This is a genomic window from Silvimonas sp. JCM 19000 (assembly GCF_054652575.1).
In genome coordinates this window covers 334210-355658 of sequence record NZ_BAAIHC010000001.1, presented here as the reverse complement: position 1 = coordinate 355658, position 21449 = coordinate 334210, and the positions used below count along the sequence as shown (strand labels likewise).

Here is a 21449-nt window from a genome sequence, read left to right as displayed (position 1 = left end):
TTACGGCTGCATGGCCCGCAAAAAGAAATCGACGATGTCCTCGATCAATTGCGCCTCTGCCGCGGCATCGGGCGCCTCGCCGCCAAACAGCATGCGCATGCGGTCCTGGCTAACCAGCATATCCATCAGCATCATGGCCGCACGCTGCGGGTTTTCCCGCCGCAGCAAACCTTGCTGCATGGCCACTTCAAACTGCTCGGCCACGTGTACGGCGCAATGCTGGATGCAGTTACGATAAAAGTCCTGCGCCAGCCCGGAAAAACGCGGCGCCTCGCTGGTCAGTACCCGATGCAGATTGATGGCGTCGGGCGATAACACGCGCTGGCGAAAATTAGCGGCAAAGGCCAGCAGGCGCTCGCGCAGTGCCACGTCGCCGCCGCCCAGGGTGCCGAGCATATCGGCCACCGAGCCCGCCAGCGTCGATTCAAAAAGCGCTTGCTTGCTGCCAAAGTGGTTGTATATGGTTTGCCGGGCTACGCCGGCGCGCGCGGCCACCAGATCGATGCTGGCGCGATAGCCGGATTCGCAAAAGACCTGAAAGGCCGCTTCGAGTACGCGATCAGCCCGATCGCTATTGAGGTGTTCTGTTGCCATGAAGCGTCTGTAACGGCATGTAAATAGACTGGCAAGTCTACGTCAGACCTCGCGCTGGCGGCAATTGCCAGACCACCCTACCCACTGGAGCCTTGTCTTGATGCCGTCCCCTGACCTTGCTGCGCAGTTGCAGGCGGCTGTGTCTGCCCAACTGGCAGGCCAGCTTGATGCCGCCGACGCCTTGTACCAGGCCATCCTGGCGCAAGACCCGCACTATGCTTCGGCGATGCATGGCTTTGGCTTGTTGCAGCATCAACGCGGGGACAGCAACGCCGCCATCGAATGGCTGGCGCGGGCTTGCACTACCTTGCCCAATGCCGACTGGTTTAACGATCTGGGCAATGTGCTGGCACTGGCCGGCCACGCCGAAATGGCGGCGCGCGCCTTCCGCCAGGCTTTGTCGCTGCAGCCATCCGCCCTGTTCTGGAACAATCTGGGCTCGGTTTTGCTGGCGCAAGCGCTGGTCGAAGATGCGGCGCAGGCATTTATCCAGGCCCTGCAGCTTGATCCGGATTACATCGACGCACTCGAGAATCTTGGCAATACGCTGGAACGATTGGGCGATAGCGAAGAAGCCTCTTTATTTTTGTGTCGCGCCTACGTACTGCGCCCCGCCGCGGATCAGCCACCCAAGATGCGCGGCATCGCCTATTACCGTCTCGGCCGCATCGACGAAGCCGCCGCCGTCTACCGACTCTGGCTGCAACAGGAGCCGGGCAACCCCACCGCGCGCCATTTATTGGCGGGCTGTTCCGGCCAGAATGTGCCGGATCGGGCCTCAGACGCCTACGTTGCCACCACGTTTGATCAATTTGCCGCCACGTTTGATGAGCGCTTGCAATCGCTGGGCTATCAAATCCCGGCCCGCATCGGGGCCGCGCTGGCGCCGCTACTGGCTGCAGACGCCCGCTTGCAGGTGCTGGATGCCGGTTGTGGCACCGGTTTATGTGCGCCCGTGCTGCGACCCTACGCCCAGCGTCTGGTGGGCGTGGATTTATCCAGCGGCATGCTGCAGAAAGCCAGCGCACGGGGCCTGTACGACGAGCTGGTCCACGCCGAATTGCATGCCTGGCTGTTTAGCCAGCCCGGCGCCTTTGATTTGATTTGCGCGGCCGACGTGCTGATTTATTTCGGCGAACTGGCCCCGCTTCTGGCCGCCTTTCGCCAGGCCATGCGTGCGGACGGCGTGCTGGCATTTTCGGTTGAGTCCACTGAGGGCATGGAATACCGCTTGCAACCCAGCGGCCGCTACAGCCATAGCGAAACCGGCCTGCGCACTAACATGGCGGCGGCCGGCCTGGCCTTGCACGCCCTGATCCCCACCGTAATCCGGGTTGAATTTGGCGAGCCGGTACAAGGCTGGACTATTCTGGCGCGGCCTCTAGCGGCGTAGTTTGTTGTTCATGCTGTTGCAATTGCCACAAGCGTGCATAAGCGCCGTGTGCCGCCAGCAAATCGGCGTGTGTGCCACGTTCGATAATGCGGCCGTGGTCCATCACCAGAATTTGATCGGCATCGGCAATGGTCGACAGTCGATGCGCAATCACCAGCGTGGTACGGCTGGCGGCAATCGCGCGCAATTCGGCCTGTATGGCTTTTTCGGTGCGCGAATCCAGCGCTGAAGTGGCTTCATCAAAAATCAGGATGGGCGGATTTTTAAGGATGGTGCGCGCAATCGCAACGCGTTGCTTTTCCCCGCCCGACAATTTCAAGCCGCGCTCGCCAACCGTGGTTTCAAAACCTTGCGGCAAACTCATGATGAAATCGTAGATATGCGCCGAGCGCGCGGCCTCAATCACTTGCTCTTTGCTGGCCGTGGGGTCGCCATAAGCGATGTTGTAATAAATGGTGTCATTAAACAGCACCGTGTCTTGCGGCACGATGCCGATATGCTGGCGCAAACTGCTTTGCGTGATATCGCGGATATCCTGGCCGTTGATTTGCACTGTGCCGGCATTGACGTCATAAAAGCGGAACAGCAAACGCGACAAGGTTGATTTGCCCGCGCCAGAACTACCCACCACCGCCACGGTTTTACCGGCAGGGATCTCAAAGCTCACGCCCTGCAGAATGTCGCGATCGGTTTCATAGCCAAAATCGACCTGCTGGAATGCCACGGCCGCGTGCTGGGTGTGCAAGGGCACCGCGCTGGCTTTGTCTTTGATTTCGGCATTGCGGTTAAGCAGCGCAAACATCTTTTCCATATCGGCCAGCGAATGTTTGATTTCGCGATAGATAAAGCCGAGGAAATTCAGCGGTGCGTACAGCTGCAGCAAAAAGGCATTGACCAGCACCAGATCGCCCAGGGTCATTTTTCCGCTTACCACTTCTTGCGCCGCCAGACCCACCAATGCGGTAACGCCCAGCGCAATAATCCCGGCCTGGCCGGCATTCAGAAACGACAAAGACACCTGGTTTTTGACCGAAGCGGATTCCCACTTTTGCAGGCTTTTATCGTAGCGCTCGCTTTCCCAACGCTCATTGCCAAAGTATTTGACCGTTTCGTAATTGAGCAGGCTATCGACCGCACGCGTACTGGCTTCGGAATCCATATTGTTCATGGTGCGCCGATGCACCATGCGCCACTCGGTAATACCCAGGGTAAAGCCGATATAAATCACGATGGTGCCAAAGGTAATTGCCGCAAAATACCAGTCGTATTTCTTGAGCAAGATCAGCGCAACCAACACAATCTCGACCAGCGTGGGCAGGATATTGAACAAGGTAAAGTTCAGCAAAAAGGCAATGCCTTTGCTGCCGCGATCAATATCACGCGTCATGCCGCCGGTTTGGCGTTCCAGATGAAAGCGCAGCGACAAAGCATGCAAATGATCGAACACCTGCAGCGCCACGCGGCGGATGGCCCCCTGGGTTACCTTGGCGAACACCGCGTCGCGTAATTCGCCAAACACCGACGCGCACAAACGCAATACGCCATAGGCCAGCACCAGACCCAAGGGCAGCAACACCGCGCTATGTGGCGTGGCGCCGAGCGCGTCGACGATGCGCTTGAGCACCAGCGGCACGCCCACGTTGGCCACCTTGGCCGCCACCAGCAATACCATTGCGCTAATCACGCGAACTTTGTACTGCCACAAATACGGCAACAAGGCGCGCAGGGTTTGCCAGTCGTTACGGCGTGCAGAAGCTTCGGACATGGGGCGGGCTTTACGTAAGATAGAGCGCTTAGATCGGTGCGAGGTCGGCATTTGCAACCACCGCAAAACAAAACGCCCATGCGCAGCGGGTGCGATGGGCGTGGTGGCGGCAATCCCGGCGCTTACGGGCAGTATTTGGCGATATTCTGCGTTGCAATCGTGGTTTCACTGGCGCGGCGATTGGCATCCAGCATTTCGATATTGCCTTTTTCATTAATCGACTGCAGCTTGGTGGCAGTCTGCAGATAATTCAGCCGATCCGAATATTGTTTGCACAAGGCCGGATCTTTTTGCGCTGCCGCGACTTGCGCAGGTGAAGACGCCGCCACCGCAGACGCGGCATTGGCCGGGGCGGAGGCATTGCCTTTGGCCGCCGAATAACCACTTACCGCTTGCGCTTTGACATTAACGACCTGGGATCTGGTCTGCGCATTGGTGGGCGGCTGGTCGGAATAATGGACGCTGCCATCGGCATCTTTCCATTTATAAATCTGCGCCTGTGCGGCCACGGCCAGGCCGCACAGCATCAAGGCCAGAACGGAATATCGCATGGTGGTGCTCCCTGCACATCCGGCATTGGTGCCGGTATTGTGATGTCTCTGTAACTGCAAAATGACGTCGGCGGGTATTTCTGTACTGACGCCAGCCAGCGCGCCCTCTACAGTAGCGCACCAGATTTATTCATGCGGCAGTATAAACGGATGCGCAGCCCGCGGGTTTGCTACATTCCGATAAACGCAGCCTTTAGCCTGCCGCCCGTTGTCGCAATGCCCGAGTGGCCTTGTAATCGCCATGGAGAACGTCATGACATCACCCGCGCCGGCTTTTTTTAGCCGCGATTTTCTGCTCAGCCATATCCGTGACACGCTGGCTTTTTATGATCCGCGTTCCGTCGACCCCGCTGGCGGTTTCTATCACTTTTATAAAGATGACGGCACCATCTACGATCGCGCCACGCGCCATCTGGTGTCCTCAACCCGCTTTGTATTCAACAATGCGATGGCGTGGCTGCAATTTAAAGAACCGCAATATCTGGAACGGGTTAAACACGGCGTGGCGTATATCCGCGACGTGCATCGCAATCCGCAAACCGGCGGTTACGCCTGGCTGTTGCGCGATCATCAAGTGGTTGATGCCACCAATCATTGTTATGGCCTGGCGTTTGTTGTGCTGGCTTATTCCTGCGCGCTTAAATCCGGCATCACCGAAGCGCGCGCCTGGATAGCCGAAACCTTTGATTTGATGGAACAGCATTTCTGGCTGCCCGAGCATGGCGTCTATGGCAGCGAGGCCAGTGCCGATTGGGTCCTGACCGATTACCGCGGCCAGAACGACAATATGCATAGTTGCGAAGCCATGCTGGCGGCGTTTGAAGCGACGGGCGAGCAACGTTATCTGGAACGTGCCAGCACCCTGGCCAAGCACTTTACGATCCGCCAGGCCGGATTTACCGGCGGCCAGGTCTGGGAGCATTTCAATGCTGACTGGACGCCTGATCTGGAATACAACAAAGGCGACCGCACCAATATCTTCCGCCCCTGGGGTTTCCAGACTGGCCATCAAACGGAATGGGCCAAGTTGCTGCTGATTCTGGATCGGCATCAACCCGCAGGCTGGCATCTGGATCGCGCACGCGAATTATTTGATCGCGCCATGGAATATGGCTGGGATCAAAAGCATGGCGGTTTGATTTATGGCTACGATTTGCAGGGCGCCGCGTACGACGAAGATAAATATTTCTGGGTGCAGGCTGAATCGTTTGCTGCGGCCGCGCTGCTGTTCGACCGGACCAAAGATGGCAAATACCGCGAATGGTATGACCGGATCTGGGCCTACAGCTGGCAATATTTTGTCGATCATCAGTACGGCGCGTGGTTCCGTATTCTGACGCCCGACAATCAAAAGGTGGATGACGAAAAATCGCCGGCTGGCAAGACCGACTACCACACCATGGGCGCCTGCTACGAAGCGCTCAATGTGATCGCCTGAGTAGCGCCAAAAAAAAACGGTGCGTGGCATGCCGCCGCGCACCGTTTTTTTATGGAGACGTTTTATTGCGCGTTCTTCCATTGCGCATATACCACTTCAATTTCGGCCAGCAAGCGCGCTTTGCCCGCCTCATCCAGCCAAGTAGCGGTAATGCTGTTGCGCGCCAACTGCAACACATCTTGCTCGCTGAGATCGAGCGCCTTGATGCAGGCAATAAAGTTGTCGTTTACATAGCCGCCAAAATAGGCCGGATCATCCGAATTGAGCGTAATCACCAGGCCCTGATGCAGCAGCGCCTTCAGATTGTGCTCAGCCAGATCCGGATAAACCTTCAGCTTGACGTTGGACAGCGGGCACACGGTAAGCGGGATTTGTTCCGCACGCAGGCGCTCCACCAGTTGCGGGTCTTCGCTGCAGCGTACCCCGTGGTCGATACGCCGGGCGTGCAGGATATCGAGTGCTTCGCGGATATAGGCGGGCGGGCCCTCTTCCCCCGCATGCGCCACCACCGGCAAGCCGTACTCACGGCACAACGCAAACACGCGTTCAAACTTGGACGGCGGATGGCCGTTTTCGCTGGAATCCAGCCCCACGCCGTCTATGCGATGCAGGTACGGCTTGGCCGCTTCCAGCGTGGCAATGGCGTCGGCTTCGGACAAATGCCGCAAAAAGCTCAGAATCAGGCGGAAGCTGATGCCGTGTTCGGTTTCGGCCTCGATCAGCGCGCGGCGGATACCGCCGATGATGTCTTCCATCGGCACACCGCGCTCGGTGTGCGTTTGCGGATCAAAAAAGATTTCGACATGGCGCAGGTTGTCGGCAGCGGCACGCTGCAGATAAGCCTGGGTCAGCGCATGGAAATCATCTGCGTCACGCAATACACCGGCGCCGGCGTAGTACAGATCGAGAAACGATTGCAGATCATTAAAATCGTAAGCCGCGCGCAGCGCTTCGACATCGGCATACGGCAGCGTTACGCCATGCTTGGCCGCCAGCGCAAACGCCAGCTCCGGCTCGAGCGAGCCTTCGATATGTAAATGCAGTTCGGCCTTGGGCAATGCACAGGCCAGAGCGATCAGATCAGACATAAGAGTAGAAACGCCCGGCGATCAGGCCGGGCGTGAAGAGCGGGAGATGTCAGCATCATACCGGATCGGCCCGCTGGCCGACACCAACCATCCGGTCAGCCCAGGCCGCGTAGCGCCCCGGACTAGACAGCCATAGGCGCGGTGATATGCGGATGGTGCTGATAGCCCTCGAGCGTAAAGTCACCCGGTTCAACCTGTTCCAGCCATTCCGGCTCGTACTTGCCGGTTAGCGCAAAGTCCGGAATCCGCTCGGACAACACCAGCCGGGGCGCCGGATACGGCGTGCGGGTGAGTTGCTCGTTCAGCATATCCATGTGGTTCTCATAGATATGCGCATCGCCAATAAAATAGGTAAACCAGCGCGGCTTGTAGCCAGTCAGGCGCCCAACCAGATGCAGCAGCGCCGCGCCCTCGGTCAGGTTAAATGGCGTGCCGAGACCGACATCATTGGAGCGGATATACAGGCACAGAGAAATCTCGCCGCGCGCCTTGTCCACCAGAAACTGGTACAGCAAATGGCACGGCGGCAGCGCCATTTCTTCGATTTGCGCCCAGTTCCAGCCATGAAACAAAATCCGGCGGTTGCCCGGATCGCGCATGATGGTGTCGAGACACTGGCGCAGTTGATCAACCGCCTTGTACAGCACCACGCGTGGGCCGCTATCGCCTGCGGTGACACCGATCCGGGCATAGCCGCGCGCCAATGCATCGGCAATCTGCGCGTCGCCTTGCGGCTGGGTCGGGTCTATCAATTTGTACGCGGGCCAATGCCGCCACTGCACCCCGTAAACCGGGCCCAGATCATCCATTTCCAGACGATAGGGATTGGCCAGCCATTGCGCATTTTCGTTGGCGTTCTGGTCCCACACCTTGCAACCCAGTTCGCGAAACTGCGCCGCATTACGATAGCCGCGCATAAACCCGCACAGCTCACCCACCGCCGACTTGAACGCCAGTTTTTTGGTGGTCACAGCCGGAAACCCTTGCTGCAGATCAAATTTCATCATCGCGCCGGGCATGCTCAAGGTGCGGATGCCGGTACGGTTTTCTTGCCAGGAGCCCTGATCCATGATCTGGCGGACGAGGTCGAGATATTGCTGCATGGTCCTCCCCTGAGGTGCTGCTCACACATCAAGGCGTCATTGATTTGAAGTGCGCGAGTATACCGCGGCTGGCCCGGCTCAGGCGCGCGGCAACGTCACCATAAAGCTGGCGCCATGCCCCAGCTGGCTCTGGCAGCCGACTTCGCCATCCATGGCTTCGACCAGGCGTTTGACGATGGACAAACCCAGGCCGGTGGCATGCTCACCGCCGGTAGGCACTGCCGACAAGCGACTGAATTTGCGGAATAATTTTTCCATTTCATGCGCTGCGATGCCGGGGCCGCGATCAGTCACCCGAATCTCGATACGCTGGCCACGCGGCGCCACGGCAATGCCGATGGCACTGCGCTGCGGCGAATATTTGGATGCATTCGACAGCAGATTATCCAGCACCTGCCACAACGCCTGGCGGTCTGCCAGCACGCTCAAACCACTGGGAAACCACGCCACCGCCTGCTCTTTGGCGTGCAAGCGTGCGTCCCAGCTTTGCACCAGCTCCGCCAGCAGCGCATCCAGATCGATCGGTTCAGCATGCAGAGCAAACTGGCCGGACTCGAGGGCATTGCTGTCGAGCAAGTTACCCACGATACGTTGCAAGCGATCGGCCAACTGCTGGATGCCAAACAAACGCGAGCGCACCCGATCAGGCGGCCAACTGTCGAGCTTGTCCGCCACCAGCCCGGCCATGCCGCTGATGCTGGCCACCGGGTTTTTCAGATCGTGGGCGGCAATCGCCAGCATTTCGTTCTTTTCGTCATTCAGATGGGTCAGTTGCTGATTGGCGTTTTGCAACTCCACATTGCGTTGCGCCAGTTCCGCGGTGCGTGCCGCCACTTCGGCTTCGAGCGCATGTTGATGCTGCGCCACCGTGCTGGACATCACGGCAAAACTACGCGCCAGATCGCCGATCTCGTCGCCGCGCGCGGTGTCGAGCAGATTGGTGGCGCGCTGTTCGGTCAGCGCGTGGATGGCGGCTTTGAGGCGTGCCAACGGCCGGGCCACATCCACCTTTAATACCCAGGCCAACAAGCCCAGCTCAACAAACAAGGCAATCATGCCCAGCGCCAGCACCATGCTGGCGGCGACGGCGGCTTTGGCTTCCAGCAGCGCCTTGGGGTAGACCACGATAAACATCCAGTCTGCACCGGCAATACCGGACACCCCCAACCACGCTTTGCCATCCGGCGATTCCACAAAAGGCTGGGTGGGCGTGGCGCGCAAGGCGGCGTAATACAAGGCGCGTAATTGCGGATCGTTGACCGTCCGCAAATCGTAAGCGCCCTGGGCTTTATGGATTTGCTTCATACGGTCGGCATGCGCAATCAACAAACCAGAGCGCGCCACCATAAAGTTGTACGTGCCCGGTATGGTGACGTTATTGGTACGCTGAATCAGCTGCGAAAGCAGCACATCCTGGCCCGAACCGCCGATATAGCGCCCCTGGAAATCAATCGGCGTAACCACGGAAACCATCCATTCCATCGCTTGCTTGTCGTAATAGATGCCGGACCAGAAGGTCTTGCGTTCTGGATTGCGCGCCGGGGTGGCACCCAGTTCGGTTTCCAGGTCTGTCGCAAAATCGGCCACCGAGCCATTACGCGCGTAATTGAGGTCGGGCAGAAACATCAGACTGCCATCCGACACATTCAGATCAACAAACGTATCGTAATAACGATTGCGGTTAGCCTGGCCGAACTGGCCGCACAGGTCGTAGCCCAGCAAAACCTGGCGCATAAAATCGGGGGTGAGCTTGACGCGGGGCAGGATGGCAACGGTGGCTTTGTATTCAAAATCATCGAGCTGCGGCCGCACCCGGTACATGCCGTCGCGATCCTGGCCGATCAGGCGATGGAATTCCGGCGCCGGATCAACGCTTTGCATCAGCGCATAACGGCGTACAAATTCATTACGCAACAAACGGGTATTGGTTTCGGCCTGCAGAAACAGGTCGCTTTCGAGCTGGCTGCGGGCCTCGAGATATTTGCCGAGATTCGCCAGCGCTTCTTCCTGATAGCGGGTGTAGCTGTAGTAGTAGCTCAGCGCTGAGAGGATCAGTGAGGCCAGCGCAATACGTACTGCCATATTGCGCAAAACGCGGCGGAACAAACTGGAATTGCGGGGCGTAATTTCGGCGGGATTTGACATGCCGTCAGCATACAGGCCGGCGGTAAGTCGGCCAAACCGACGATGTCAGGATGCGACACCCTCGTCACTCGCTGCAGCAATTGCCTTATAGACGACTTCGATGATTTCCAGCTCTTCAATGCCGGAGGGCGTACGCAAGGCCACCACATCGCCCTCGCGCGCCTTGAGCAAGGCACGCGCCACCGGGCTGGTCCAGCTGATGTGGTTCAGTTTGAAGTTGGTCTCATCCACGCCCACGATGCTGACGGTTTCTTCGCGACCATCTTCTCGCGCATAAGTCACGGTGGCGGCAAAGAAAATCTGGTCAGTGGGCTCGCGCGTTTCCGGATCGACCACCTCAGCATTTTCCAGCCGCTTGCTGATAAAGCGGATACGCCGGTCGATTTCACGCAGACGGCGCTTACCGTATTGATAATCGGCATTCTCAGAACGATCGCCATTGCTGGCCGCCCAGTTGATGACTTGCGTCAGCTCTGGACGTTCTTTATTGACCAGGTGGTGCAACTCCAGGCGCATGCGATTCCAGCCGCCGGGCGTCATGTAGTTCTTGCTGCCGACCGGAACCTTGAGTTCGGGCGGCAGTTCGTCATCATCGCCATCCTGTTCTTTGGTGAATGCCTTGTTCATGCCACCGGCCTCAGAAATCCTTGGCCACGCCATTCAGGCGCAGATCAGCCCACTTGAGCACGCCCAGCACTTCGGTTTCATTCAACTCATAGAACTGGCCGCGCTTCAAGCGCGCGGGCAGACCAAACATACCAAAGCGCACGCGGATCAGACGGCTGACGGTCAGCTCAAAATGCTCAAACATCCGGCGCACTTCGCGGTTACGCCCTTCGCGCAGAATGACGCGATACCAGTGGTTAACGCCCTCGCCGCCCTGGTCCTCGATAAAGTCGAAATGCGCCTGACCGTCTTCGAGTTCGATGCCCTTGGTCATCTCTTTCATTTGCTCTGGCGTAATCTGGCCCATCACCCGCACCGCGTATTCGCGCTCGATTTCAAAGCTGGGGTGCGTCATGTAGTTGGCCAGATCACCCGAGGTGGTCAGCAACAGCAAACCGCTGGTATTAAAGTCCAACCGGCCGATGGCAACCCATTTGCTGGATGCCAGCTTGGGCAAACGATCAAACACGGTGGTACGACCTTGCGGATCGTCACGCGTGACCAGTTCACCTTCTTGCTTGTGATACATGACGATGCGCGGCAGGCGGTCGGCCCAGCGCAGGTTGACGCGTTTGTCATCCACCCGCACGTCATCGCCTTGTTTAACGCGCGCACCCAGTTCCGCTTTTTTGCCGTTGACGGTCACGCGACCTTCTTCAATCCAGGTTTCCGCTTCGCGCCGTGAGCCCCAGCCGCTAAAAGCCAGCACTTTTTGCAGACGCTCTTCGCCCACCTGGTCAGCGGTGAGGCGTTTGGCGCGCAATTGCTTTTGCACGGCCACTTCTTTTTGCGAACCGTGACGCACCGACAGTTTTTTGGCCTTGGTCACCGGCGCATTCGGGCGCGAACCCGCCGGCCGTGCCGCAGTCTCGGCCGCCGCCGCACCCGGCGCACCCGGTTTTTGTTGCAACGACTTAACGCCCTGGCCGCCTTGTCGGGTCAGACCCGCGCCAGAGGCGACAACGCGCGGCTTGCGCGCTGCCGGGGCTTTATCGCCCGCCACGCCGGTACCGGCACGGGTACCCGCAGCCGCGCCACGCGGACGGTCACCCGTTACCGCCGATTTGCCCCCGCCCACGGGCGTACCGCGACCACGACCGCCACTCGCTGCCGGCTTGCCGGCGGTACCGGTTTGCCAGTCACCGCTGCTGCTATCGCGAGTACGCGTACGCGCGCCGGGGGTGGCGGCCTTCAGATTAGAGCCAGCCTTTTGTTCACGGATTGCGGGTTGCGGACGACGCGCGCGGGTGGTTTTCATCGGGTGTTTCCATTCAGTAATCGGCGATTATAGCGTGAGCCGGCCTTGCCTCGGTAACGCGCTGTGCAGCCGTCTGCTTAAGGTTAAGCCGTAAATGCAAAAACCGCCCGAAGGCGGCTTGCTGGTCAGCGTCACAGCGACGCTTAAACTGCGAAAAAAGCGATGGCGCCCAGACTGGTCAGCCCCAGATTAAAGTGCTGGTTGTCCGGCAATTCCTCTGCATTGCGCAATTCGGCGCGGCGCAGGATTTCGTGCAGCACCTCGATCTCCTTGAACCACTTGAGCAAACGCGTATCGCCATTGATCAAGGTTTCAATCTGCTCACGCGCAGCGTGTTCGCCCACCACTTCGATGCCATTGTCGGCGCCACTGCGGATCTGTACCGCAGGCGGGATGGTGATGGCGGCCTGCGCCAATGTGGCGATTACATCGTCGCCATAGCGTTTGAGTTCGCTGGCGGCCTTGGCGCGGATATCGGCGATGCGTACGCCTGCATCGGTATCACCCAGCCCGAGAAAGCGCGCTACGCCCTCATCGAGCGCCTCACTGGACGCCTGCTCTTGCGCGCCCACTGCTTCACTTGCGATGTTCACAATCTTTCCTTTCAACCCAAAGTTAATGAATGTTTCAATCCAGATTTAGAAACCATCCTGGCAAACAGGTTTTTGCCGCGATAGGTCAAAAAGACGGGCGGTCGATTACAACGACAGGCTGACAAGGCGTCAGTGAGACGCCTCACAATGCAGTTAGCTTACAAGAGTCGCTTCAATGTATACAAGACCTCAAGTGCCTGGCGCGGCGTGAGTTGATCAGGATCAACCTCTGCCAACGCATCGACCGCTGCGTGTGTAACGATTTCCGGCTCGGCAATGACTGGCGCGGCAAACAGATCGGCCTGCAAGCCATTGCTGATACTGCCTTGTTCCAGTTCAACAAGTTTGCGGCGCGCCTGCCGCACCACATCGCGCGGCACCCCTGCCAGGCTGGCCACAGCCACCCCGTAGCTCTGCGACGCGGGGCCTTCTTGCACCGCGTGCAGGAACACAATCTTGTCTTTATGCTCGACCGCATCGAGGTGAACGTTGGCCACTTGCGGATAATCCTGGGCCAACCTTGTCAGTTCAAAGTAATGGGTTGCGAACAATGTATAAGCGCGATTTTTCTCAATCAAGGCCCGTGCAATCGCCCACGCCAGCGCCAGCCCATCGAAGGTGGAAGTGCCACGGCCGACCTCATCCATCAGCACCAGCGAGTGCTCGCTGGCGTTGTTCAGGATGTTGGCGGTCTCCGTCATCTCGACCATAAAGGTGGAGCGTCCACCGGCCAGATCGTCCGAGGCGCCGATGCGGGTAAAGATGCGATCGACCCGGCCGATCACCGCTTCCGTCGCGGGCACCCAGGCGCCCACATGCGCCATTAATACGATCAGCGCCACCTGGCGCATATAGGTCGATTTACCGCCCATATTGGGCCCGGTAATCAGCAGCAATTTGCGCGTGGCGCAAAAATCGACGCCATTGGGAATAAAGTCATCAATCTGCGCTTCCACTACCGGATGGCGGCCCGCTTCAATGCGCACGCACATTTCATCCACAAACCGCGGCGCCACATAATTCTGCTCGACCGCACGGCGGGCCAGACACGCCAATGTATCCGCCGTGGCCACCGCCTGCGCCGCCAGACGCAAAGCACCCAGATATTGTTGCAGCGTTTCCAGCAATGCTTCGTATAACTGCTTTTCCAGCGCCAGCGCCCGGTCTTGTGCCGACAAGGCTTTGTCTTCGAATAGCTTGAGTTCAGGCGTGATATACCGTTCGCAATTCTTCATGGTCTGGCGCCGACGATATTCCGGCGGCACCTGGTCGACATAAGAATTACTGACTTCAATAAAGAAGCCGGCCACGCGGTTATATTCCACACGCAAATTGGGAATACCGGTGCGGGCACGCTCGGCAATTTCCAGTTGCGTTAAAAATTCGCCCCCGCCTTTCTGGATTTCGCGCAATTCGTCCAGTTCGGCATGGTAGCCATCGGCAATCACCCCGCCTTCGCGCAATACCACCGAAGGCTCGGGCAACACGGCGGCACTTAATAACTGATGCAAAGCCGGATCCGGTTGCAATGCTTGCGCCAGCGCGGCAAAGAATTCGGTTTGCGGCAATGTGGCGGGCAATGCGGTTAACGCGCTCAGGCTATCGCGCAAGCTGGCCAGATCACGCGGGCGCGCGCTGCGCAATGCAATCCGCGCCGAAATACGCTCGATATCGGCCACGTCATTCAGTACGCGATGGATATCGACATAAGCGCCCTGCTCGACCAAGGCACCAATCGCGCTCTGGCGTTGCAATATGGCGCCATGTTGGCGCAAGGGATGGTGCAGCCAGTGCCGCAACAAACGCGAGCCCATGCCGGTGGCACAGCGGTCCAGCAAAGAAAACAGGGTCGGCGCGGCCTCACCGCGGATGGTCTCGCTGATTTCCAGGTTGCGGCGGGTGGCGGCATCCAGCTCGATGTACTGGGTGTGGCTTTCCACACGCAAGCCCGCCAGTTGCGGCACGGTGCCGCCCTGTGTGGCGCGCACATACTCAAACAATGCGCCGGCCGGGCCCAGCGCCAGCGTTTGTGCGGTCACGCCATAACCGGCCAGATCATGCACATTAAAATGCCGCGCCAGATTGCGTTCGGCGCTGGCACGATCAAATTGCCACGGTGCCAGGCGGCGCACCGGAATACTGATGGCGTCGATCAGGGCCAGTTGCACGCCGTCGGGCACCAGCACTTCGGCCGGACGCAGACGTTCCAGTTCTGACAGCAATTTTTCAGCGGTGCTGTCCATCAGGGCAAAATCACCCGAAGCCAGCGACAGCCACGCCATACCCAGCACGCCTTTTTCCAGCGTCAGTGCCAGGATGCGGTTTTCTTGCTTGTCGTCGAGCAATGCGGCATCGCTGAGCGTACCTGGCGTCACCACCCGCACCACGCGGCGTTCTACCGGGCCTTTGCTGGTGGCGGGGTCACCAAACTGCTCGCATAGCGCCACCGATTCGCCCAGCTTGACCAGACGCGCCAGATATTGCTCCACCGCGTGATACGGCACGCCACACATGCGGATCGGTTCGCCCGCCGACTGGCCGCGCGTGGTGAGGGTGATATCGAGCAGCCGCGCCGCCTTGGCCGCGTCGTCATAAAACAGCTCGTAAAAATCGCCCATGCGGTAGAACACAAACTTGTCGGGATGCTCAGCTTTGATCCGCAAATACTGGGCCATCATCGGCGTATGGGTTAACGCTTTGTTTTCACTGGATACTTTACTCAACGTTGCAATCCGTCCTGACCAATATTGGCCGGTATTGTAACGCGAGCCTCTGTCCTTGCCTGAACAAGACGTAACGATAGCGGCAACGGCCGGATTTAAAGCCGCTGCCCGCATTGCGATTCATGGCTGCCGCCGCTGCTCAGGCCGGTTCGACGCTGAAGCGATCCACCCGATCCGGATAAAACGCCATATAGCTCTGGATGGCCGCGACGGCCGGATACGGCGTCTCGTAAGTCCAGATAGCATTGACAGAACGGCCACCGCCCGCCGGAATACTGTAATAACTGCAGTCGCCTTTATATGGGCAATACGTGTGATGCTCAGTGCGTTGCAATGCACTGACATCGACATCGGCGCGCGGAATGTAATAAACCGGCGGATAGCTGGCCTCCTGCAAAACCAGCGCGCGGCGCGTATCCGCAATGGTCTGGCCCGCGACCAGCACCACAATGTGATCGGTGCTTTGCGTAATGTGAACAGGGTGATCTGGCCCAGGGGTTTTGATCGGGCGATCGGTCATGAGCGGACTCCAGCGTGGTTGAGCACTCAGTATAGATAGCGCTTTTGCCGCCATCGCCAACGTATATATCGACACCTGATTTGTAACGCCAGCCTGCCGGTATTAACAGCTCGCAATTAATGTCGCATTAATAGCCGCGCTATACACCCGGGCCCTGCAGCGACTAATGCTGACTAATGCGCCCCGCGGCACGGGGGTGGTGCAACTATTACCGTCTGGCTACATCCGGGCGCGATTGCGCGGCTTAAACCCTGTTATCGCAATGGATTAGCGCGCGTGGCATCGGCCAGATCTGGATTAAGGATGACTAAACAATCAAGGGAAGGCGCAAATCGGGCTTTCTAATTAGCGCTTTATCATGCATATTGACTACCTTGTGCCAGCCGCTTTTTTATTAATACGGCATCGGCCCACTGCACATACAACAGACCCAACACATCAGGAGAATCAAGCAATGGCAGATTTTGATTTCAGCGGCTATTCCTTGCCCCAACTGTTCCAACTGCAAAAAGATGTAGAAGCACAGATCAACCATCGTAAAGTCAGCGAGCGTACCGATACGCTGGCGCAATTGCGGGAACTGGCGCAAGCACGTGGTTTTAATCTGGATGAACTGGTTGGCGTGACCAGCGGCAAAGTAAAAGCGGTTAAAGCCGACAAGAAACCGAGCGAACCCAAATACCGCAATCCGGCTGACCATAGCGCTACGTGGTCGGGTCGTGGCCGCAAGCCGCAATGGATTCTGGATGCGGTAGCCAAAGGCGGCAAGCTCGAAGATTTTCTGATCTAAGTGCGCAATACCGGCCTGGTGCCGGCGCAGAAATAAAAAAATCCGACTTCGTGTCGGATTTTTTTTGGCCCGCAGGCGCAGCGATCATCGCGCGCATTCAAGCGGCGAGGGGCTCATTGCAATGCCGCGTCAGACGCGCCAGGGTATTTTCCAGCGCCTGGGCGCGGGCTTTGAGCATTTCATCCACCGGGCGGCCCTGCATTTGCGCCAACGCAATGGCTGCTTGCAGCGTACGCAATAGCGTCGCGGTTTCTTTGGCGGGCGCAAGGTTGATAGCGGTGTGAGGCAGGCGGCGCGACATGATGGTGTTTCCTCGGACTGGCGTGATCAAGCGCAAGAATAGGCGGGCTTTTTACCGCACTCAACGTGCCGGCATCACGCTTGTGACCTGGCGCACGTCCGGGTCCGCCCTGCCTTCCCACGCTGGCTGATCAAATGCCGCGCTGGCACGGATATGGTGGCTGCGCCCGCTGCTTTCATCCCAGGAGCGGCCCTGGCTGTTTGCTACATCAGAACAGCGCAACATGCTTCTTAACGCGCAGGCAGGCGCGTTGACTCCGTGGTTGGATTTGGGCCCGCCCTCTGTGGCGGGCTTTTTCTTGCCCGCCACAAGATGGAACAAGCCTTGCGGGCTTTTTCTTGCCCGCCACAAGATGGAACAAGCCTTGCGGGCTTTTTCTTGCCCGCCACAAGATGAAACAAGCCGCGCGGGCTAGTCTTGCCCGGCCGCACATCAATCCACGATAAACAAGCGCGCGCCCGTCAATGTCATCGACCGGTGCGGCTCCGCGCCATCGGCCACCTGATAACTCATCCCCGCCCGCAATACAAACTCGCGCCCATCGGCCAGTTCGGTATGCAGCTCGCCATGCAGGCACAACAAGACATGCCCCTTCTCACACCAGTGGTCCGCCACGTAGCCGGGCGAGTAGTCCACCATGCGCACCCGCAGCGCGCCCATCTGTTGCGTGCGCCAGGTCGCCTTGCCAAATTTGCCCGCGTGCTCGGTGGCGGCGACTTGCGACCAGTCGGTGGTGCCAAACGGAATGTGTTCGATCTGCATGGATGCGCCCTCGCGTTAACAGGCGACCAGGATACCGCGCACCGGCGCGCGGCCCCAGATACAGGCATACACGTAAATGCGGAAAAACTGCTGTGCACGGGGTGGGCCAGACGCGGACGCCCAGCTCCACCCCAGTTCAGCTGATCACCAGCAAGCGCTGGCCGGCCACCACGCCGGTGCCCGCCTGGCACAGCACCTGTTGCACGGTGCCCGCGCACGGCGCTGTGATATTGATCTCCATTTTCATCGATTCCACGATTGCGACCACCTGCCCCGCTGCCACAGTCGCGCCGGGTTCCACATTGATCTTCCAGACATTGCCCGCCACCTGCGTGGCGACACCGCTATGGCCCGGGGGCAATATCGTGTCTTCGGCCGAAGCTTCAGTCACGGCCGGTTCGCTGTCATAGACATTGGCGCCGGTGGCTTCCCAATGTGCGCGCTCCGCAGCAAACGCGGCCTGCTGTGTGCGCTGAAAGGCCGCGATCGACTCAGCATGCTCAGCCAGGAATGCCTGGTAATCGGCCAGCCGGAAGACGCCGTCTTCAACGCGCAATTTAAAGCGCCCCTCGATAAAGTCCTCGCGCATCCGCAGCAGCTCGTCCGCGCTGACCGGATAAAAGCGGATCTGGTCAAAAAAGCGCAGCAACCAGGGTTTGCCGGCGCTGAAATCGGCGGTGGTTTTGTGTCGATTCCACATCTGCACCGTACGCCCGACAAATTGATAGCCACCCGGCCCTTCCATGCCGTACACGCACAGATAAGCACCGCCTATGCCGACGGCGTTTTCCGGGGTCCAGGTGCGGGCCGGATTGTATTTGGTGGTGACCAGACGATGGCGCGGGTCCAACGGCGTGGCAACCGGCGCGCCCAGATAAACATCGCCCAGCCCCATCACCAGATAACTGGCCTCAAACAGGATGTTCTGCACTGCCTCGATATCTGCCAGGCCGTTGATGCGACGGATGAACTCGATATTGCTGGGGCACCACGGCGCATCCGGCCGTACCGATTGCATATATTTATCGATGGCCAAACGCGTGGCGGCATCATCCCAACTCAGCGGCAACCACACCGTGCGTGACGGAATTTCCATGCTGGCAATATCCTGCAACCCCGCCTGCGCGCGGTCGACCGCATCCAGCAAGTGCGGCAAGTCCAGCACGCGTGGATCAAAGTGGATTTGCAGCGAGCGTATACCCGGCGTCAGGTCAATCACGCCCGCCAGCGCGCTGTCCACAAACCATTGATACAGCGCCTGCACGCGCAAACGCAGTTCCAGATCAAGCACCAGCGGCCCGTATTCCACCAACAGATAGCGGTCGCCAGCCTGGCGGCAGACGATCTCGGGTTGCCCCGCCTGCGCGGCGATGCGGTGCACGATGGGCGAGTCCGGCGCCGCCACCGGCAGCGGCAGCTGGGCATCGCCCTGCAAACTGGCGATGCGTTGCTCCTGCGCGGCGTGCAGCGTCGTGGCCTGTGCGCGGTTGATGCATCTAAAACGCACGGTATTGCCGGGGCGCAGTTGCCCTAACTTCCATAATTCAGCATCCACGACCACGGCGGGACAAACAAAGCCGCCCAGACTCGGCCCATCCGGACCAAGTATCACCGGCATATCGCCGGTAAAGTCGATTGCGCCGATGGCATAGGCGTTGTCGTGGATATTGGACGGATGCAGCCCGGCCTCACCACCATCACGCCGCGCCCATTGCGGCTTGGGGCCGATCAACCGCACGCCGGTACGGCTGGAGTTGTAATGCACTTGCCATTCAGCGCTAAAGAAGGCGTCGATATCGGCATCGGTAAAGAAATCCGGTGCGCCGTGCGGGCCGTACAACACGCCGATTTCCCAATCCGCTGGATAGAGCGGGATGGCGGTGTGCGCCAATTCGTTCGGCACGCAGTCTGCATCACTGCCCAGATGCAGCACGTCCCCCACCCGCAAGGTGCGACCGCCATGACCGCCAAACTGACCGAGGGTAAAAGTGGATTTGCTACCCAGATAATCCGGCACATCCAGCCCGCCACTCACGGCTAGATAGCTGCGGCAACCACCGCCTTCGATGGCGCCGATACGCAATACGCTACCGGCGGCGACGGGTATCGCGCGCCATAAGGCCAGCGCTTCGCCATCCAGCGTGGCCTGCATGGCAGCCCCGGTCAGCGCGATCACGCTGGCGCGGTTAAAGCGCAAGCTTGGGCCGGTGATGGTGAGCTCCAGTGCGGCGGCCCCCTCGGCATTCCCCACCAGACGATTGGCCAGCCGCAAAGCCTGACTATCCATCGGCCCGGAAGGCGGCACCCCCACGCCCCAATAACCCACCCGGCCCGGCCAATCCTGGATGCTGGATTGCACACCGGCATCCAGCACATCGATGGTTGCAGGACGATAAACCAGAGCGGCAAGCGAGCGGGTAATCTGGCGGCCGCTGGCAAACACCTCATCCGCCAGTATTTGCCGCAGATATTCCAGATTGGTTTCAATGCCCGCCAGCGCCGTGCCCGCCAACGCATGCTGCATCCGCTGCAACGCGGCGGCCCGGTCCTCGCCCCAGGTCAGTACCTTGGCCAGCAGTGGATCGTAAAACGCGGGGACCTCGGTGCCGCTGCTGACCCAGCTATCCACCCGCGCTGCAGCCGGCAACTGCACATGGGTCAGCAAGCCCGCGGCAGGCTGAAACTGCTTGTTCGGGTCTTCGGCATAAACCCGCACCTGCATGGCGGCGCCGTGCGGCTGCCATTGCCAGGCGCTCAGATCCGGGCCCTCGCCTGCGGCGGCCAGCAGCATCCATTCAACCAGATCAACCTCGTTCACCAACTCGGTTACGCCGTGCTCGACCTGTAGCCGCGTGTTTACTTCCAGAAAATAAAACTGCTGGCTGCGCACGTCGTAGACAAACTCGACCGTGCCCGCGGATTGATAGCCAACCGCTTGCACCAGGCGCACCGCCGTATCGCACAGTTGCTGGCGCTGTTCGGCGCTTAAATGCGGCGCCGGCGTTTCTTCAATCACTTTCTGGTTGCGGCGTTGCGTGGAGCAATCGCGTTCGCCCAGATGCACGATGCGGCCGTCCGAGGTGCCAAAAATCTGCACCTCGATATGGCGCGCGTCTTCGACAAATTTCTCCAGATAAATGCCGCCGTTCTTGAAGTTGTTTTGCGACAAGCGCTCCACGCTGGCCCATGCCTGCGTCAGCCCGTCGGCATCGCGGCACAACTGCATGCCGATGCCGCCCCCGCCTGCCGTGCTTTTAAGCATGACCGGATAGCCGATGCCTTGCGCTTGCGCGCGCGCATCGGCCACATCCAGCAGCAAACCACTACCCGGCAATAGCGGCACATTGTTCAGCTGCGCCAGTTCGCGCGCGGTGTGCTTGAGGCCGAAGGCACGCATATGTTCCGGTTTGGGGCCGATAAACGTAATGCCCGCGTCCGCGCAGGCTGCGGCAAAGTCGGCGTTTTCGCTCAAGAAGCCGTAGCCCGGGTGGATGGCTTGCGCGCCGGTATCGCGCGCCGCTTGCAGTATGGCGTCAGCGCGCAGATAACTGAGTGCGGCCGCGGCCGGGCCAACGCAAACGGCCTCATCGGCCAGCGCCACATGCGCGGCATGGCGGTCCGCCTCGGAATACACCGCCACTGCGGCGATGCCCATGCGTTTAAGGGTTTTGATAATGCGGCAGGCAATTTCGCCGCGATTGGCGATCAGCACTTTGCTAAACATGGTTATGCACCAGCGGGTCGTCCCGCACGATTGCA

General features: G+C 59.3%; 17 protein-coding genes. 3 read left to right on the top strand and 14 right to left on the bottom strand.

What is annotated here, in order from left to right; all coding sequences use genetic code 11:
- A complete protein-coding gene (locus ACYQ1A_RS01575; RefSeq protein WP_499359621.1) occupies nt 1–594 on the bottom strand; it encodes a TetR/AcrR family transcriptional regulator in 594 nt (197 codons plus the stop codon).
- A gap of 100 nt (nt 595–694) precedes the next feature.
- Here ACYQ1A_RS01575 and ACYQ1A_RS01570 point away from each other — a divergent pair, with 100 nt between their 5' ends.
- Nucleotides 695–1987, top strand: coding sequence for a class I SAM-dependent DNA methyltransferase (locus ACYQ1A_RS01570; RefSeq protein WP_499359896.1), 1293 nt, complete (start codon nt 695–697; stop codon nt 1985–1987).
- Here the strand turns inward: ACYQ1A_RS01570 and ACYQ1A_RS01565 are convergent.
- Entirely contained in the window at nt 1959–3752 is a 1794-nt protein-coding gene (locus ACYQ1A_RS01565) for an ABCB family ABC transporter ATP-binding protein/permease (protein ID WP_499359620.1), read from the bottom strand. The two genes, ACYQ1A_RS01570 and ACYQ1A_RS01565, sit on opposite strands and share 29 nt — an antisense overlap.
- Nucleotides 3753–3874: 122 nt before the next feature.
- Nucleotides 3875–4303, bottom strand: coding sequence for a DUF4124 domain-containing protein (locus ACYQ1A_RS01560; protein ID WP_499359619.1), 429 nt, complete (start codon nt 4301–4303; stop codon nt 3875–3877).
- A 253-nt stretch (nt 4304–4556) separates the two neighbouring features.
- Between ACYQ1A_RS01560 and ACYQ1A_RS01555 the strand changes: the two genes are divergently transcribed.
- Nucleotides 4557–5741, top strand: coding sequence for an AGE family epimerase/isomerase (locus ACYQ1A_RS01555; RefSeq protein ID WP_499359617.1), 1185 nt, complete (start codon nt 4557–4559; stop codon nt 5739–5741).
- Nucleotides 5742–5803: 62 nt separating this feature from the next.
- Here ACYQ1A_RS01555 and ACYQ1A_RS01550 read toward each other — a convergent pair whose 3' ends face one another.
- The 8 genes from ACYQ1A_RS01550 to ACYQ1A_RS01515 all read right to left on the bottom strand — a co-directional run bounded on the left by ACYQ1A_RS01550 (nt 5804) and on the right by ACYQ1A_RS01515 (nt 15837).
- Complete coding sequence (locus ACYQ1A_RS01550) at nt 5804–6829, bottom strand: adenosine deaminase (protein WP_499359616.1); 1026 nt, start codon at nt 6827–6829, stop codon at nt 5804–5806.
- Between the two features lie 122 nt (nt 6830–6951).
- On the bottom strand, nt 6952–7932 hold the full coding sequence (locus tag ACYQ1A_RS01545; protein ID WP_499359614.1) for a thymidylate synthase: 981 nt from the start codon (nt 7930–7932) through the stop codon (nt 6952–6954).
- Between the two features lie 78 nt (nt 7933–8010).
- Nucleotides 8011–10077, bottom strand: coding sequence for an ATP-binding response regulator (locus ACYQ1A_RS01540; protein WP_499359613.1), 2067 nt, complete (start codon nt 10075–10077; stop codon nt 8011–8013).
- Nucleotides 10078–10122: 45 nt separating this feature from the next.
- Nucleotides 10123–10704 carry a transcription elongation factor GreB gene (greB, locus tag ACYQ1A_RS01535; RefSeq protein WP_062222298.1) on the bottom strand — a complete coding sequence of 194 codons (582 nt, stop codon included), beginning with the start codon at nt 10702–10704 and terminating at the stop codon, nt 10123–10125.
- 10 nt (nt 10705–10714) lie between these two features.
- Entirely contained in the window at nt 10715–12001 is a 1287-nt protein-coding gene (rluB, locus tag ACYQ1A_RS01530; protein ID WP_499359612.1) for a 23S rRNA pseudouridine(2605) synthase RluB, read from the bottom strand.
- Nucleotides 12002–12144: 143 nt separating this feature from the next.
- Nucleotides 12145–12594, bottom strand: coding sequence for a hypothetical protein (locus ACYQ1A_RS01525; RefSeq protein ID WP_499359610.1), 450 nt, complete (start codon nt 12592–12594; stop codon nt 12145–12147).
- Nucleotides 12595–12752: 158 nt separating this feature from the next.
- Nucleotides 12753–15272, bottom strand: coding sequence for a DNA mismatch repair protein MutS (mutS, locus tag ACYQ1A_RS01520; RefSeq protein ID WP_499359895.1), 2520 nt, complete (start codon nt 15270–15272; stop codon nt 12753–12755).
- Nucleotides 15273–15456: 184 nt separating this feature from the next.
- A complete protein-coding gene (locus ACYQ1A_RS01515; protein WP_062224733.1) occupies nt 15457–15837 on the bottom strand; it encodes a DUF427 domain-containing protein in 381 nt (126 codons plus the stop codon).
- Nucleotides 15838–16291: 454 nt separating this feature from the next.
- On the opposite strand from ACYQ1A_RS01515, the gene ACYQ1A_RS01510 reads away from it, so the two are divergent.
- A complete protein-coding gene (locus ACYQ1A_RS01510; protein ID WP_499359607.1) occupies nt 16292–16627 on the top strand; it encodes an H-NS histone family protein in 336 nt (111 codons plus the stop codon).
- Between the two features lie 97 nt (nt 16628–16724).
- Here ACYQ1A_RS01510 and ACYQ1A_RS01505 read toward each other — a convergent pair whose 3' ends face one another.
- From ACYQ1A_RS01505 to uca, 3 genes are all read right to left on the bottom strand, one after another.
- The gene (locus tag ACYQ1A_RS01505) at nt 16725–16928 is read right to left on the bottom strand and encodes a hypothetical protein (protein ID WP_062224735.1); all 204 of its coding nucleotides are present in this window, start codon (nt 16926–16928) and stop codon (nt 16725–16727) included.
- Nucleotides 16929–17360: 432 nt separating this feature from the next.
- The gene (locus tag ACYQ1A_RS01500) at nt 17361–17690 is read right to left on the bottom strand and encodes a DHCW motif cupin fold protein (protein WP_062224736.1); all 330 of its coding nucleotides are present in this window, start codon (nt 17688–17690) and stop codon (nt 17361–17363) included.
- Between the two features lie 136 nt (nt 17691–17826).
- Nucleotides 17827–21414 (bottom strand): urea carboxylase, encoded by a 3588-nt coding sequence (gene uca / locus ACYQ1A_RS01495; protein ID WP_499359603.1) that lies wholly within the window; start codon nt 21412–21414, stop codon nt 17827–17829.
- Between the last annotated feature and the right edge of the window lie 35 nt (nt 21415–21449).